This is a genomic window from Myxococcus sp. AB056, assembly GCF_006547365.1.
Taxonomy (GTDB): Bacteria; Myxococcota; Myxococcia; order Myxococcales; family Myxococcaceae; genus Myxococcus; species Myxococcus virescens.
In genome coordinates this window covers 67,901-83,229 of the sequence record NZ_VHLB01000031.1, presented here as the reverse complement: position 1 = coordinate 83,229, position 15,329 = coordinate 67,901, and the positions used below count along the sequence as shown (strand labels likewise).

At 70.0% G+C, this 15,329-nt stretch carries 14 protein-coding genes; 8 read left to right on the top strand and 6 right to left on the bottom strand.

Translation table 11 applies throughout. The annotated features are described in order from the left end of the window. The coding region (gene rlmM / locus FMP39_RS16120) for a 23S rRNA (cytidine(2498)-2'-O)-methyltransferase RlmM (protein WP_228558032.1) at positions 1 to 1,058 on the top strand (1,058 nt) is incomplete at its 5' end. A gap of 42 nt (positions 1,059 to 1,100) precedes the next feature. Next, entirely contained in the window at positions 1,101 to 1,805 is a 705-nt protein-coding gene (locus tag FMP39_RS16115) for a diguanylate cyclase (protein ID WP_141591039.1), read from the top strand. Between the two features lie 243 nt (positions 1,806 to 2,048). On the opposite strand, the gene FMP39_RS38560 is transcribed toward FMP39_RS16115, so the two are convergent. The 4 genes from FMP39_RS38560 to FMP39_RS16095 all read right to left on the bottom strand — a co-directional run bounded on the left by FMP39_RS38560 (position 2,049) and on the right by FMP39_RS16095 (position 9,178). Continuing rightward, complete coding sequence (locus FMP39_RS38560; RefSeq protein ID WP_011555313.1) at positions 2,049 to 2,966, bottom strand: M23 family metallopeptidase; 918 nt, start codon at positions 2,964 to 2,966, stop codon at positions 2,049 to 2,051. Between the two features lie 219 nt (positions 2,967 to 3,185). Beyond that, positions 3,186 to 3,983: a Stp1/IreP family PP2C-type Ser/Thr phosphatase gene (locus FMP39_RS16105; protein WP_141591037.1), complete on the bottom strand. Its 798-nt coding sequence runs from the start codon at positions 3,981 to 3,983 to the stop codon at positions 3,186 to 3,188. 61 nt (positions 3,984 to 4,044) lie between these two features. Next, on the bottom strand, positions 4,045 to 5,781 hold the full coding sequence (gene recN, locus FMP39_RS16100) for a DNA repair protein RecN (protein WP_141591035.1): 1,737 nt from the start codon (positions 5,779 to 5,781) through the stop codon (positions 4,045 to 4,047). A 145-nt stretch (positions 5,782 to 5,926) separates the two neighbouring features. Continuing rightward, positions 5,927 to 9,178, bottom strand: coding sequence for a DEAD/DEAH box helicase (locus tag FMP39_RS16095; RefSeq protein ID WP_141591045.1), 3,252 nt, complete (start codon positions 9,176 to 9,178; stop codon positions 5,927 to 5,929). A 400-nt stretch (positions 9,179 to 9,578) separates the two neighbouring features. On the opposite strand from FMP39_RS16095, the gene FMP39_RS16090 reads away from it, so the two are divergent. Next, positions 9,579 to 10,133 (top strand): adenine phosphoribosyltransferase, encoded by a 555-nt coding sequence (locus tag FMP39_RS16090; protein WP_090490006.1) that lies wholly within the window; start codon positions 9,579 to 9,581, stop codon positions 10,131 to 10,133. 295 nt (positions 10,134 to 10,428) lie between these two features. Further along, positions 10,429 to 11,259: an alpha/beta fold hydrolase gene (locus FMP39_RS16085; protein WP_141591033.1), complete on the top strand. Its 831-nt coding sequence runs from the start codon at positions 10,429 to 10,431 to the stop codon at positions 11,257 to 11,259. 13 nt (positions 11,260 to 11,272) lie between these two features. Here FMP39_RS16085 and FMP39_RS16080 read toward each other — a convergent pair whose 3' ends face one another. Next, positions 11,273 to 11,941: a hypothetical protein gene (locus FMP39_RS16080; protein ID WP_228558031.1), complete on the bottom strand. Its 669-nt coding sequence runs from the start codon at positions 11,939 to 11,941 to the stop codon at positions 11,273 to 11,275. 9 nt (positions 11,942 to 11,950) lie between these two features. Further along, the gene (locus tag FMP39_RS16075; protein ID WP_153904237.1) at positions 11,951 to 12,118 is read right to left on the bottom strand and encodes a hypothetical protein; all 168 of its coding nucleotides are present in this window, start codon (positions 12,116 to 12,118) and stop codon (positions 11,951 to 11,953) included. Between the two features lie 126 nt (positions 12,119 to 12,244). On the opposite strand from FMP39_RS16075, the gene FMP39_RS16070 reads away from it, so the two are divergent. From FMP39_RS16070 to FMP39_RS16055, 4 genes are read left to right on the top strand one after another with little or no spacing between them, the layout of a single operon-like run. Continuing rightward, positions 12,245 to 12,853 carry a TetR family transcriptional regulator gene (locus FMP39_RS16070; protein WP_141591031.1) on the top strand — a complete coding sequence of 203 codons (609 nt, stop codon included), beginning with the start codon at positions 12,245 to 12,247 and terminating at the stop codon, positions 12,851 to 12,853. Continuing rightward, the gene (locus FMP39_RS16065; RefSeq protein ID WP_141591029.1) at positions 12,850 to 14,061 is read left to right on the top strand and encodes an MFS transporter; all 1,212 of its coding nucleotides are present in this window, start codon (positions 12,850 to 12,852) and stop codon (positions 14,059 to 14,061) included. Before FMP39_RS16070 ends, FMP39_RS16065 begins: the two co-directional genes overlap by 4 nt. Continuing rightward, positions 14,061 to 14,558: a pantetheine-phosphate adenylyltransferase gene (coaD, locus tag FMP39_RS16060; protein ID WP_141591027.1), complete on the top strand. Its 498-nt coding sequence runs from the start codon at positions 14,061 to 14,063 to the stop codon at positions 14,556 to 14,558. The genes FMP39_RS16065 and coaD overlap by 1 nt, the downstream gene beginning before the upstream one ends. Beyond that, positions 14,555 to 15,301, top strand: a complete 747-nt coding sequence (locus FMP39_RS16055) for an MBL fold metallo-hydrolase (RefSeq protein WP_141591024.1) — start codon at positions 14,555 to 14,557, stop codon at positions 15,299 to 15,301. The genes coaD and FMP39_RS16055 overlap by 4 nt, the downstream gene beginning before the upstream one ends. Positions 15,302 to 15,329: the final 28 nt, after the last annotated feature.

Below are 15,329 nucleotides of genomic sequence, written 5' to 3'. Positions count from 1 at the left end.
CCCCCAGGGTCCCTCCCCGGGCCAAGGTCCCCGCCATGCCCGCCCGGACGCTGGCCGCCCGGCCCGGGCGCTGGCTGTGGACCTGCCGCGCGGGTTTCGAGGCCCACCTCTTCGAGGAGCTGGAATGGGCCGGCGCCGAGCCCCGTCTGCTGGCCGAAGCCCTGGTGGAGAGTGACGCCGTCTCCGGCCCTCCGCCCGCCTTCGCCCGCGCAGGCTATCAGGTGGCGGCCACCCTGACAGCCACGAACCCCGAAGCCATCGCCGACGCGGCGGCCCGGGCCGTGCTGGCGCTTCCCGGGCGGGCGCCCTGGGCGGTGCAGTCCTTCACGCCCGACACCCCGCGTGGCAACGCCCTGGCCCCTGTGGCGGAAGCCCTGGAATCCGCCGTGTCCGCTAGGCTGCCGGCAGAGCGCCGCATCGAGGACGCCCAGCGGGCACGCGAGGCGGGGGCGCTGTTGGTGTCCCTGTGTGTGGCGCCGGATGAGGTGACGGTGGTGGGCGCGGTGCACGCGCGCGAGGCCGTCTCCCTGGCGGCGGGCGGACGCAGGCGCATGCGGCGGGCGGGAGACGCGCCGTCGCGCGCGGCCATGAAGTTGGAGGAGGCCCTGGACGGACTGGCCTTCGAGCCTGGACGCGGCGATGTGTGCGTGGATCTGGGCGCGGCGCCGGGCGGCTGGACGCAGCGGCTGGTGAGCCGCGGCGCGAAGGTGGTGGCGGTGGACCCGGCCCGGCTGATGCCGGAGCTGACGGGGAATCCGCGCGTGAAGCACGTCCAGGAGAGCGCCTTCGCCTATGCGCCCGACGAGCCGGCGGACTGGCTCTTCTGCGACATGGCGTGGCGCCCCCTGGAAGTGGCGCAGCTGCTGGCCAAATGGGGCCGCCGCGGTTGGGCGCAGCACCTGGTGGCCAACATCAAGCTGCCCATGAAGGACAAGAACCCCATTCTGCTGCGGGTGCGCCACACGCTCGTCCAGGAGGGCGGCTGGGAGGGGCTCACCGTCCGCCAGCTCTACCATGACCGGGATGAGGTCACCGTCACCGCGCACAAGATGAAGTGAGCCCCTGCGCCCTGGCGATGGACGCGCTACACAAGGAGCGCAATGCCCTACCCACTCGACGACGCCACGGCCACCGCCCTCATCGCCCTCCATCCCTGGGTGCTCACCCGCAGCCCCCAGGCCCCGGTGCAGGCCGCCGTGGAGGTGCTCGTCCAGGCGGAGCAGGCCCGGCGTGGCCAGCCAGACGCGAAAACGGGCGCGCTCCAGGTGCCGGCGCTCACCCAGGGCAACCTCCTCAAGGAGGAGTACGACTTGTCCACCCACGGCCATCATGACGGGTGGCGCGTGGGCGCCGTCATCGCGGACGTGCAGGGGATGATCAACGTCAACGCCCGCTTCGGCTTCCCCACCGGGGACGCGGTGCTGCGCGCCACCGTGGAGTCCCTCTCCGCTCAGTACCCCGGCGCGAAGGTGGTGCGCATCCACGCGGACGCTTTCGCCGCCCTGCTCGTGCCGACGTCGCAGCTCACGGTGGAGGAGCACCTCGCCGCGCCGACGCGCGAACGGTTGACGCAGGGCGTGCGCTCGGTGCTGCCCCCGGGAACGCCCGACGCGGACGTGCCCTCATGGACGGTGAGCCTGCTGGAGTTGACGGTGGACGCGCCCTCCCACTGGCAGGTGCTGGGGCCGCTGCTGTGGGCGGAGCTGGAGCGCACCCACGTCATGGAGCGCACCAGCCGCGCGCAGGGGCTTCAGCGCAGGCGCATCCGGCTGGATGGCTCCATTCCTGGCCCCGCGACGCTCTGAGAGCGCACCTGAGCGCCAGGCCATTCTGGCCGTCCTCGCCGGGGGGCGGCCAATGCACGCGCTCCCGGAGCCTCAAGGGTGCTCACGGGGGAGTGTTCCTTCCGTCCGGAGAAAGGGGCCTCAAAACCGAGGCCTCATCCACCAACCGCTCCCGGAGCCCTTCGAGCTTCCACGGGAGCACACGCCTTCCGTCCGCAGCGAGGCGCCTCGACGAACCACCGAGACGTCATCCCTCCGCGCCGGCTACTCCTCGAGGATGAACTTGCGGGGGTTCTGCCCGATGCCGTTGACGCGGACCTCGTAGTGGAGGTGCGGGCCCGTGGAGCGGCCGGTGTTGCCGACGGCGGCGATGTGCATGCCGCGCTTCACCTTGTCGCCGGCCTTCACCAGCATCTTCGACAGGTGGCCGTAGCGCGTCTTGATGCCGTAGCCATGATCGATGACGAGCACGTTGCCGTAGCCGCCCTCCAGGCCCGCGAACACCACCGTGCCGTCCGACGGCGCGAAGACTTCCTTGCCGTGCGGCGCCGCGATGTCCATGCCGCCGTGCATGACGCGGTCCGCGGTGTACGGGTCCAGGCGCGAGCCGAAATCGCTCGTCACCCAGCCGCGCGCGGGCCAGATGGACGGAGTGGAGGCCAGCAGCGACTTCTGGTCCTGGAAGTAGGCCTGCAGTTCCTGGAGGCTCTGCTCCTGGCGGGTGGCCTCCGCGCTCAGCCGGTCCAACCGGCCCATCAGCGCCTTGGGCGTCTCCGTGGAGGTCAGCTGCGTGAATTGCGTGTCCGTGGCAGGCGCGGACGTGCCCGCCTCGGGCTCCGTCGGGCCCATGGCCAGGTTGCGCTGAGGATCGGACAGCAGCGTCACCGCGCGCAGCTTCTGGTCGAAGCGCTCCACCCGGTCCAACGTGGAGCCGATGTGCTCGATGCGCTCACGCACCGACTTGAGCTGCGAGCGCAGCGTCAGGTTCTCTTCGCGAAGGATGCGGTTCTCGGAGGCGTCCGCGGCCACCTGGAAGTAGTGCACGCTCGCACCCACGCCCAGTCCCACCACGAGCATCAGTCCCATCCCCACCTGGGTGAGAAAGGACCGCTGGATGGTGTACCGCTTGACCGGAGCGTCATGGTCCGGAATCACCATCAGTGTGAAGGACTTTTTCGCCACGGGACAGCTCCCCTGCTTGCGTGGGACTACTGGCGCAGCAAGCTAAGTCGCTTGCTCTCGCGCAACACCTCCCCCCGCCGCCTACCCCTCCCGCTTCGTCGCCCACCGGCATTTCGACTCGGCTGGAAACGTTGGGGCAGCTACCACTCACATTCGAAGAGTGTCAAGGTCAACAGACCCGCAGGGAGGTCTGCAGGCCACGTGCAGACTCTGGGTGTGTCAGGCTTCCACTCGCACGACGATGACGGTGATGTTATCGTCACCGCCACGTTCGTTTGCGAAGTCGATGAGACGCTTGGGGACCTCTTCAAAGGTCCGCGCATTCACCACGGTTTCGTGGATCTCCCGGTCCTCCATCATGTTCGCGAGGCCGTCCGAACAGAGGAGAAAGACGTCGCCGGGCTCTGACACCAGCCCCATGACGTCCACCTGCACCTCCTCCTCGAAGCCGACGGAGCGGGTGATGATGTTCTTGTAGCGGGAGTGCTTCGCCTCTTCCGGGGTAATCATCCCCGCCTTGATCTGCTCGTTGACCAGCGAGTGGTCCTCGGAGATCTGCTGGATGAGGTCGCCGCGGATGAGGTACGCGCGGCTGTCACCCACATGGGCGAAGAAGGCGTGCTCGTCGCGCACCACCAGGGAGATGACGGTGGTGCCCATGCCGGACAGCCGCGCATCTTCCTGCGCGGCCGTGAAGATGGCCAGACAGGCCCGCTCCACGGCGGTGCGCAGCGACTCCGGAATCGGAGAGTCCTGGAGATTCGGGACGGAAAGGAAGGGGTTGTCCTTGCCTTCCCGCGCCCGGCGCATCTCTTTGTCGATGGTCTCCACCGCGATGCGGGACGCAGTGCCCCCACCGGCATGGCCGCCCATTCCGTCGGCCACGACGTAGAGCTGGAGCTCATCATCAATGAGGAAGCTGTCCTCGTTGTGATTACGTTTGCGCCCGACATCCGTCAGGCCGGCGGAAATTATCTTCAAGCGGGAGGCCGCGGTCTGCCCTGCGGTGCTGGACACACCCGGGATGCTATGTGAGGCCCAAGGACGGGGCAAGGACGCGGATAAAAACTGGCGCACTTCACGCGGTGCGTCGGAGCCGACCCCGGGGGGCCCCCTCCGGTCCAGACTCCCTGCGGGCCCGGGTCCCCAGCGCCCTGTTGGCAGAACGCACCAGGGCCTCCGCCGCTCCCAGGGCCTCACGCGTCACCTCGACACCCGACATCATCCGCGCAAGCTCCCGGGTCCGCTCTGCCCCTGCCTCCAGCACCACCACCTCCGAGACAGTGCGCTCGCCCTTGAGGCCCTTGCGGATGAGCAGGTGGGCATCCGCATAGGCGGCCACCTGCGGCAGGTGGGTGATGCAGAGCACCTGACGGTGACTGCTCACGTCCTTGATCATCCGCCCCACCACGTCCGCGATGGCACCGCTGACGCCCGCGTCCGCTTCGTCCAGGATGTAGCACCCGCCCCCGTCACTCTCAGCCAGGGCCTTCTTGAGTGCCAGCAGCAGCCGGCTCGCCTCACCGCCAGAGGCCACCTTCGCCAGCGCTCGCGGCGGCTCGCCAGGGTTCGCGCTGAAGAAGAACTCCACGTCATCCATGCCGTCCGGGCGCAGCGTCTCCGATGGTGTCACCCGCACCTCGAAGGCCGCCTTGCCCATGGCCAGCTGCCCCAGGCCCTCGCGCACCTGCGCGGCGAACGTCACCGCACTGGCCGCACGCGCCCGTGTCAGTGCCGCGGCGGCCTTCCGGGCCCGCTCCTCCACCTTGCGGCGGTCGGCGGCCAGCTCTTCCAGGATTTCCTTCCGGTTCTCCAGCGTGCCCAGCTCCACCTCGATTTCGCCCCGCTTCTTCAGCAGGCCATCCAGGTGCGTGCCGTGCTTGCGGCACAGACGCTTGAGCGCGTCCAGCCGCTCCTCCACGTCCGCCAGCCGCGAAGGGTCCGACTCCAGCCCCTCCACGTACCGGTTGAGCCGCCGCTGCGCCTCCTCCAGCTCCGACAGCGCGGTGCTCAGCGCCTGCGCCACCGGTGCCAGCGTGGCGTCACACTTCACCGATTCGTGCACCAGCCCCAGCGCGCGGCCCACCGTCTCCACGGCGGAATGCTCCTCGCCGGACACCAGCAGCTCCGCTTCCGAGGCGTGGCGCTTGAGCTTCTCCGCGCCGCCCAGCCGCTTGCGCTCCGCGTCCAGCCGCGCGTCCTCGCCGGCCTCCGGGTCCAGGCGCGTGATTTCATCGAGCTGGAAGCGCAGGAACTCGGCGCGCTCGCGCACCTTCGCCTCGTCTCCGCCCAGCGCCTCCATGCGCGCGTCCACCTCGCGCAGGCCGGTGTACTCCCGGAAGAAGGCCGCGAGCACCTCCTCCAGGTTGCCGTACCTGTCCAACAGCACCCGGTGCAGGCCCGAATCAAAGAGGCTGACGTGCTCGTGCTGGCCGGCGATGTCCACCGCCCCACGCGTGAGCTTGCCCAGCACGCCCACTGTCACCAGCGAGCCGTTGACGTAGGCCTTGCCGCGCCCAGTGCGTCCCAGCACCCGGCGCACCAGCACCTCTTCCCCCAGGTCCGGCAAGCCCAGCTCCTCCAGCCGGGTCTCCAACGCGGGAGTCCGCGCGAAGACGCCCTCCACGGACGCCTCCTCACAACCGGCGCGAATGACATCCGCGTCGGCGCGCCCCCCGAGCAAAAGGCCCAGTGCATCCACGAGGATGGACTTGCCCGCACCTGTCTCACCCGTGAGGACGGTGAGGCCGGCTCCGAACGCCACCTCCACCTCCTCGATCACCGCTACGTTCGAAATCCGCAGACCCAGCAGCACGCGCGCCCTCCAATGTCCGTACGACGGCTCTGGTACCTGAACACCCTAGCAGGTCCGACTGACACTGCACAGGCGTTCGGGTTGAGCGCACGGATGGCGGGCGGGAGGGGAAGGGGCCTCGTTGGGGCCCCAACCTCGCAAGTCCTTAGATTTCCGTGAAGAGCTCCTGGATGTCCTGCTCCGTGAGCGTCCGGCCCAGCTCGTCACCGTCGCCGCCGAGCACGCCAGCGGCCAGCTCCCGCTTGCGGCGCTGGAGGGCGAGGATCTTCTCCTCCACGGTGCCGCGGGTAATCAGCTTGTAGCTGATGACGGCGCGCGTCTGCCCGATGCGGTGCGTACGGTCCGTGGCCTGGTCCTCCACGGCGGGGTTCCACCACGGGTCGAAGTGGATGACGTAGTCGGCCGCGGTGAGGTTCAAGCCGGTGCCGCCCGCCTTGAGGGAGATGAAGAAGAGCGGCGGACCGTCCGGGTTGTTGTACTCGTCCACCTTGCCCATGCGGTCCTTGGTGCGACCGTCCAGGTAGAGGTAGCGCAGGCCCTTCTTGTCCGCCTCCTGCTTCAGCAGCTCCAGCATCTCCGTGAACTGGCTGAAGACGAGCGCGCGGTGGCCTTCCGCCACCAGGTCCTCCACCAGTTGGAGGAAACGCTCCACCTTCGCGCTGGGCGGCATCAGGGTGCCGGGCGGCATCTTGAGCAGGCGCGGATCGCAGCACACCTGACGCAGGCGCATCAGCGCGGCCAGAATCGACACGCGGCTGCGCTTGAAGCCCACCTTCTCGATGCTCTCGTGCACCTTGCGGCGGCTCTCCTCCAGCACCTCGCGATAGAGCGCGGCCTGACCGGGCTCCATCTCGCACCAGGCGACGCTCTCCGTCTTCGGCGGCAGGTCCTTGGCCACCTCCGTCTTCAGGCGACGCAGGATGAAGGGCTGGATGCGGCGGCGCAGCCGGTCCTTCGCGGTGCTGTCGTTGGCCACCTGGATGGGCTGCTCGTAGCGGTCCCCGAAGCCATCCGAGCTGCCGAGGAAACCCGGCATCAGGAAGTCGAAGATGCTCCAGAGCTCCGACAGGCGGTTCTCCAGCGGCGTACCGGTGAGCGCCAGACGCGTCTCGCTGGGGAGCGCCTTGCACGCCTGCGCGGTGGCGCTGCCCGCGTTCTTGATGTTCTGCGCCTCGTCCAGAATGACGTAGCGGAAGCCCACCTGGGACAGCTGGTCCAAATCACGGCGGACCAGCGCGTAGGACGTGAGGACCAGGTCCATGCCCTTCAGGTCCTCTGCCCGCTCCTTGCGGTCCTGACCGTGCCACACCATCGTCTTGAGGCCCGGCGTGAAGCGCTCGGCCTCGCGCTCCCAGTTGGCCAACACGCTGGTGGGCGCCACCACGAGCGACGGCTTGCGCCCCTCGTCGTTGGCCACCTTCTGCATCAGGCTGAGCGACTGGATGGTCTTACCCAGACCCATGTCGTCCGCGAGGATGCCGGACAGGCCGTGGCGGCGCAGGAACCAGAGCCAGGACAGGCCCGCCTCCTGGTAGTGGCGCAGCGTGGCCTGGAGTCCCTCGGGGACGCCCACCTTCGGCACGCCCGCCGACTCGCGCAGCTCCATCATGGCCTGCCGCGCCTTGGCCTCCACCTCGGTGAACTCCCCCAGGTCCGCCAGCAGGTCCAACGCGACGGCCTGGTGCAGCGGCAGCCGCGTGCGCGAGCGGCCCGGCAGCGCGCCGGCTTCCTCGAGCAGGTCCGCCACGCGCTTGATTTCGACGGGGTCCGCCTCCGCGAAGGTACCGTCCTTCAGGGGGACGAAGCGGCGGCCGGAGTCCAGCCACATGCGCACCGCGCCCAGGTCCACGGCCTGGTCGTCGGTGACGAACTCCGCATCCAGGTCGAACCACTGCACGCCGCTCATGCCCACGCGGATGCGCGGCTTGAGCTTGGGGCGCAGGCGCACCTTGGGGGCCTGCACGCCAAAGCGCTCCCAGTCCTCGGGGAGCGAGGCCAGGCCCCGGGCCCAGAACTCAAGCGCGGTGTCGGCCGTGGCGTCGAAGACCTGTGCCTGCGGCTCGAAGCGCAGGCCCAGGTCCAGCAGCAGCTTCCCCGCGCCGCGCTCCAGTTCCTCGCGACGCCGGTACAGCTTGCGGCTGTCCCCGCCCACGCCGCTGGCGTAGCCCAGGTGCGTGGCAGTGGGGGACACCGGCACCGTCGTCTGGCCGTACTTGGCGGCCAGTTGCACCTTCACGCGCTCGGGGTTTCCCTCCAGCGTGAGCATGAAGCGAGGCTCCACGGCCTCGTCCACGTCGATGTCGTCCGCCTTCAGCGCCATGCGGAAGCGCGGCAGATGCGCGGCGAAGAACGTCAGCACCCGGTCCAACTGCCCCGTGGGGAAGGACATGCTGGGCTCGAGCAGCCATTTGCGCAGCAGCCGCGGCGGGAAGTCCGGCTCCACCGGGTGCAGGTTCTGGCCCTGGATGACCCAGGTGCGCCGGCCCGACAGGAGGATGACGTCCTTGAGTGCGTAGCTCGCGTTGTCCGGGAAGAGCAGCTCGATGCGCGCGGTGGCGCCGTCAGGGCGGGACTCCAGATGAATCTGGGGCCGCACCGGCACCTCGGTGTTGATGAGCGCCGTGCCACGGTAGATGACGCGGCGGTGGCGCAAGAGCTCCAGCGCCTCGCTCAGCTCCTCGTCGGACAGGACCAGGCGCGAGTCATAGCGGTGCTCGTGGCGAGACAGCTGCATGAAGACGCGCTCGTCCGCGGGCGAGATGCGGCCCCCCGTCTGCAGCAGCCGCTTGACGTGGATGGGCCCCTTCGTCTGCGCATCCTGCCGGCGCACGTCGATGATCCACTGCCGGGTGCTGCCGTTCCCCGTGCTGGCGGCCGTGAGGCGGTAGAAGAACTCGTAGTCGGGCTGAGAAGACAGACCGAGCCAGCTCTCCACCTTGGCCAGGGCCGGGAGGCTGACCGGGTCGCCGCTCGACGGCACCGGCTCCACATGGGGCTCGTCATCGACGACGGCTTCCTTCGGCTCGGGAGCGGCGGCGACGGGCTCGGCCGGGCGAGGCGCGGGCGGGCCGGGCGGACGGAAGCGCGCGGCGTAGATGAGCGCCGCGGCCACCACGTGCTTGCAGTGGGGGCCTTCGACGTTCCACGACGGGCAGGTACAGGTCGACGTGGCTCGGCCATTCCCCAGATGCAGGGCCGTCTGATACCGCTCACCGGACGAACCGGCGACCTGGGCGCTGATGCGGTCCCCTTCGCGATTGAGGCCGAAGACGCGGCGCGACTCCGCCACCTCTCGCCCCTGCTTGAAGGTCGTGGGTTGAACTTCGGCCTTCAGGGCACGGAGCCACTGGGTGTCCTGAGGCGGGAGGATCTCTCGGATATCGGCGGTGGATTGCACGGCTGGCACAGGCCCCAGGCTCCAAATCGCCAGGGAACCCGTTGAACTACCACAGCAACGAGGCTCCCGGTCGCGGGAAAAATCAATGCGTCCGCCAGCAGAATCCACCGCTGGCATCAAGCTGTGAGAGCATCAACCCCCGCCATGGCCCGGACCGTCCGCTTTCGCGCCTCCGATACCCGCCTGCTTCTATGGAAGGCATCCGGCACGCCGAGCCGACGCGCCGCCCCTCTCCCCAGAGGCGGGACGCCCCCGTGAGGCCATTCCGCCTGACGAATGCCCCCCGCGGGCAGGGGGCCGTCTCCATGGCGACAGAGCAGGCAGCCGTCCGAGCCTCCCGTCCCCCGGTCCTCCCCTTCCCCGCCCCACCGTTTCTCATCCTCCCGCTGGAGCGCACGCCATGAACCCGCCCGTCCCGAGCCTGACCGACACCACCCTCGTCGCCGACCTGAATGCCCGGCTCCGGGACGTGCCGGACTTCCCCAAGCCCGGCATCGTCTTCAAGGACATCACCCCCGTGCTGGCGGACCCGCGCCTGTTCGGCCGCGTCATCAACGCCATGTCGGCGCCCTTCCGGGGCCAGCACGTCACGAAGGTGGTGGGCGTGGAGGCCCGAGGCTTCCTGCTGGGCGCCCCCATCGCGCTGGCGCTCAACGCGGGCTTCGTGCCGGCGCGCAAGCCTGGGAAGCTGCCTCACCGCTCGGTGGTGGAGCGCTACTCGCTGGAGTACGGCTCCGACGGCGTGGAGATGCACGAGGACGCCATCCTCCAGGGGGAGCGGGTGCTCGTCGTGGATGATGTGCTGGCCACGGGAGGCACGGCGGAGGCCACCGCGAGGCTCGTGTCCCGGCTCGGCGGCGAGCTGGTGGGCTTCAGCTTCCTCCTCAGCCTGGACTTCCTCGAAGGCCCCAACCGCCTCGGGCGCGAGCGCGTGACGACGCTGCTGACCTTCTGATTGGCGCGTGCTGACCGCGAAGCGCTCCGGCCTCTCCCACCGGAGCGCGACGCCGCGCTCGGACGACGGCACGCCCACGGGATGTGCGGCGAGCAACCTTCAGTCGCCTGTGAACGTCTCCCGCAGGGGGCATCCCGGGAAATCAGGGGCGGGATACTGGGCGAAACACGAATTAGTTGAGGCAGCGACCCTCCGCCCGGCCGGAACGGCCCCTGCCGTGTTGCCTGCTGACATGCGGGCCGGGCCTGCGCACCCTCCAGCGAGAACCAACCAACGCTTCCACGGAGGGGACGACATGCCGGAAGTACACACTCGCGGCGGCGCCCGCATCCGCTACGACGACGCGGGTCAGGGCGAGCCCGCGCTTCTCTTCATCCCAGGGTGGTGCACCACCCGAGCGAGCTTCCAGAAGCTGATACCCCGCTGCTCCGCCTTCCGCCGAGTCCTGTCCGTGGACATCCGGGGGCACGGCGAGTCCGAAGGTGGAGGCACCGACTTCGACAGCACCACGGTGCTGGAGGACCTGCTCGCGGTCGTGGAGGCCAGCGGTGCGCGGCACATCGTCCCCGTGGCCATGTCCCACGCGGGCTGGTGGGCGCTCGACCTGCGGCGGGCATTGGGCCCTGCGCGTGTGCCGCGGATGGTGCTGCTGGACTGGATTGCCACCGAGCCCACCCCGGCCTTCCTCCGCGCCGTGCGCGGACTCCAGACGGAGCGCTGGAGCAAGGTGCGAGACAGCCTGCTCCAGGGCTGGATGGAGGGGCTCGACGACGACGCCATCCGCCGCTTCGTGCGCGACGACATGGGCGCGTTCGACGAAGCCATGTGGGCCCGGGCCGGGCGGGAGATTGAAGCGGCCTACGCCCGCGAGGGCTCTCCGCTGCGAGCGCTCGCGGCGCTGGACCCCATGCCGCTCACGATGCACCTGTACGCGCGGCCGGAGTCACACGACTACCTGGCGGTGCAGGTGGACTTCGGCGTGGAGCATCCGGGCTTTCACGTGCTGAAGCTCCCCGCCACCAGCCACTTCCCGGCGCTGGAGGTGCCGGCGATGGTGGCCGCGGGCATCGAGGCGCTCGTCTCCGCGCGAGAGGTCCCCGTCCACGCGGACGCCGTTCCAGCCTGAGGCGGCGCGGGGACTACCGCAGCCCCAGGGCTTCCTTCATGCCATCGGTGCGCTCCCGGGCGCGCCGGATGGCGATGCGGTTGAGCTCGGGGTCCACGGGCAGCGGCATCCACGCCAGGTACCGGGCACTGGGGCCGCCTTCTTCGGACTTCCCGCTCGCGACGACCATCGTCCGGTGCTGGAAGGCCTCTTCCCAGGGGCCGCACCCCGACATGGAGAAGTGCTTCACGGTGTCGTCTTTCGCCTGCGTCCAGGCGATGCAGGGAAATTCGGAGCAGTCCACCGCCACCACGTCGAGCCCCATGCCGCACTCGTTGGCGGCACGGAAGGCCACGCGCTCGAAGCCCTCGGGCGTGAAGGGCTCCGGCAGTTCGGGCGCGAAGGCGAGGGGCTGTTCTTCGGGCGCCGTGTCCTGCCCGGTACCGGGCTCGGCCGAAGCAGGCGAGGCCGGCTCCGGGAGCCTGCGAAGCACCGCAGCTTCACGGGCCGCCTTCGGCGCAGTCGCCTCCCGCTTCGGAGACTCCGACGGGCGAGGTGTGGGCTGTGCTGCAGGCGCGGAAGCCTGAACGGCGGCCTCGCCGGACGGCCCCTGTGGCGTAACGGAACCGCTGCTGAACCAGACCCCAGCGGAGAATGCCAGGGCCACGACGAGCCCCAGGAGCGCGAAGCGAAGCAGCTTCATGGCCACACCTCATTCATCGAGGATGAACTTCACGGGGCGCCCCGCCGCGCTGAAGCAGTCCGCGGGCACGTCCTTGCCGGGAACGAGCGTGAGCGCCGCCCCCTGCACGCCCAGGCAGAGCCCCACCATGACGCCAGGCAGCCTCATCGCGCGGCAGCGGCGGGCGGTTCGTGTCATGCGCTCCACGCTAGCAGCGCCCTGAGCTCCATCCACATTCGGGCCCTCGCCCCCAGGGGCAGGTGGGATTGACGCCCTTGCCTGCCCTGTTTATAAGTTGGTCAAACAACCAATAAACACGCCTCCATGCCCCGTCCATCCAACACCGAGGAGCGCCGTCAGCAGATTGTCGCGGGCCTGCTGAAGGTCATGTCGGAGCGCGGTTACGAGCGCGCTTCCGTGAGCGAAATCGCGAAGGCGGCGGGGTTGAGCCCGGGGCTGGTGCACTACCACTTCAGCGGCAAGCAGGAGATTCTCCTCACGCTGGTGGAGCAGCTCGCGGCGCAGGCGCGGCAGCGGGTGGCGACGCGGCTGGAACGGGTGAAGGGCCCCGACGCCCGCGCCCGCGTGGATGCCTTCGTGGAGGCCTTCCTCGCCACGGGCGGCGACGCAGCCCCGGCGGCCGTCGCGAGTTGGGTCACCATCAGCGCGGAGGCCATCCGGCAGCCCGAGGTGCGAGCCATCTACGAGCAGGTGGTGCGCGCCGACCTGGAGCACCTGACGTCGCTCGTCGCCGCCGTGGTGGGACGGCGCAAGGCGCCCGCGCTGGCGGCCGGGCTGTTCGCCGCCGTGCAGGGCTACTTCGTGCTCGCCGCCAGCGTCCCGGGGCTGGTCCCCGCGGGCTCCGCCGCCAGCACGGTGAAGCGCATGGCCGCGGGGCTGCTGGACCCGGCCGGCGCGAAGGAGGACGCATGAGGACGGCCACGAAGCTGGGGCTCCTCTCCAGCCTCTACCTGTCACAGGGGCTTCCCTTCGGTTTCTTCACCCAGGCCCTGCCCGTACTGCTGCGCCATCAGGGCCTGTCGTTGCCTTCCATCGGACTGGCGCACCTGCTGGCGCTGCCTTGGGCGCTCAAGTTCCTCTGGGCCCCGCCCATGGACCGGCACGGTTCGGCGAGGTGGGGCCGGCGGCGCGGCTACATCCTGCCGCTGCAGTGCCTGTCATCGGGGCTCCTTCTCGCGCTCGCCCTCCCCGAAGGCGGCCTGGACATGCGGCTGCTGATGGCCGCGGTGCTGGGCATCAACCTCCTGGCCGCCACACAGGACGTGGCCACCGACGGGCTGGCGGTGGACCTGCTCGCGCCGGCCGAGCGCGGCTGGGGCAACGGCATCCAGGTGGCGGCCTACCGCGTCGGGATGATTCTGGGCGGAGGCGTGATGCTCGCTGTCTTCGACGCGGTGGGCTGGCGCCCCACGTTCCTCGCGTTGGGCACACTGCTGCTCCTGGCCACCGTGCCCGTTGCCCTCTTCCGTGAGCCCCCCACCGCGCCCCCACCCGCGCAGAGCCTGGGCCTGCGATGGTGGCTGAAGCGTCCGGGGGCCGGCGCGTGGCTCACGCTGCTCGTCGTCTACAAGGCGGGCGAAGCCCTGGCCACCGGGATGCTTCGCACCTTCCTGGTCGACGAGGGCCTGTCGCTGACGGCCATCGGTTGGCTGTTGGGCGGCGTGGGCTTCACCGCGGGGCTCGTGGGGGCGCTGCTGGGAGGCGGTCTGGTGGTGCGGCTCGGACGGCGACGGGCGCTGCTCGTCTTCGGAGGCATCCAGGCCGGCGCGGTGCTGCTCTACGCACTGGCGGCTCGAGGCCCCACGTCCCTGCCCCTGCTCACCCTCGTCTGCGGCGTCGAGTACGTGGCCAGCGGCATGGCCACCGCGGCCGTCTTCACCGCGATGATGGACGCCTGCCGGCCGGACCACGCCGCCACGGACTACACCGTGCAGGCGTCCCTGGTGGTGCTGGCCACGGGCGCCGCCGCCGCGCTGAGTGGCTTCAGCGCCCAGGCCCTTGGCTATGCCGGCCACTTCACGCTGGCCGCGCTCCTGTGCGCGGCGGGCACGCTGTACGCCGCCCTCACCTTCCACCCGCCCCGGAGCCTGGCCTCCGAGGCCGCTCCCGAGGTGTCGTGATGACCATCGCCGTCTACGCCGGCAGCTTCGACCCCGTCACCGCCGGCCACATGTCCGTCGTCCGGCAGGCGGCCCGCCTCTTCGGCCACGTCGTCGTGGTGGTTGCCGTCAACCCGGACAAGGAGAGCCTGCTGTCCGCCGACGAGCGCGTGGACCTCCTGCGCGAAGCCGTGGCACACCACCCCAACGTCACCGTGGCCCGCACGCAGGGGCTCATCGTCGACTTCGCGCGGGACATTGGCGCCAGCGTCCTGCTGCGCGGCGTGCGCGGTGCCACGGATGCCCAGTTCGAAACGACGCTGGCGCAGAACAACCGCGCGCTGGCGCCCGAGCTGTCCACCCTCTTCCTCCCAGCCGAAGCCCACCTGGCCGAGGTGAGCAGCAGCGGACTCAAGGCGCGCGTGGCGCGCGGCGAGGACGTTTCCGCCTTCTGTCCACCGGCCGTCGCGGCGAAACTTCGGGAGCGACTCGACCCTTCCCCCCGGAGCCTGCCTTGAGCCTGTCCTTCATCACCCTTGGCATCGGCGACGCCTTCTCCGCCCTGCGCTATTCGTCCTGTTTCGCCGTGGAGGCGGAGGACCAGGTGCTGCTGGTGGACTGCCCGCACCCCATCCGGAAGATGATGCGCGAGGCGTCCGAGTCCTCCGGCGTGCCCCTGGACGCGGACCGCGTCAGCGCCGTGGCCCTCACCCACCTGCACGCGGACCACGCTTCGGGTCTGGAGAGCCTGGGCTACTTCTCCTTCTTCGTGCTGCAGCGGAAGCTGGAGGTGCTGGCCCACCCCGCCGTCGCGAACCGGCTGTGGGAAGGCAACCTGGCCGCGGGCATGGAGTGCCTCATCGAGCAGCGCGGGGAGCCCCCCAACGACAAGCACTTCGAGGACTACTTCGACCACACGCCGCTCTCCACGGAGACCGCCGTGCGGCACGGCCCCTTTCTCATCGAGAGCCGGATGACGTACCACCACGTGCCCACCACCGCGCTGCGCATCCACGCGGGGGGCCGCTGCCTGGGGTACAGCGCGGACACCGCCTTCGACGAGGGCCTCATCGACTGGCTCTCCAAGGCGGACCTCATCATCCACGAGACGAACTACGGCGTGCACACGCCCTACGAGAAGCTGGCGGCGCTGCCCGCCGAGCTGCGCGCCCGGATGCGGCTCATCCACTACCCGGATGACTTCGATACCAGCGTTAGCGTCATCGAGCCGCTCGCGCAGGGCCGGCGCTACAACGTCTGAGGCGCGAACGAGCGCCCGGGAGATTCCA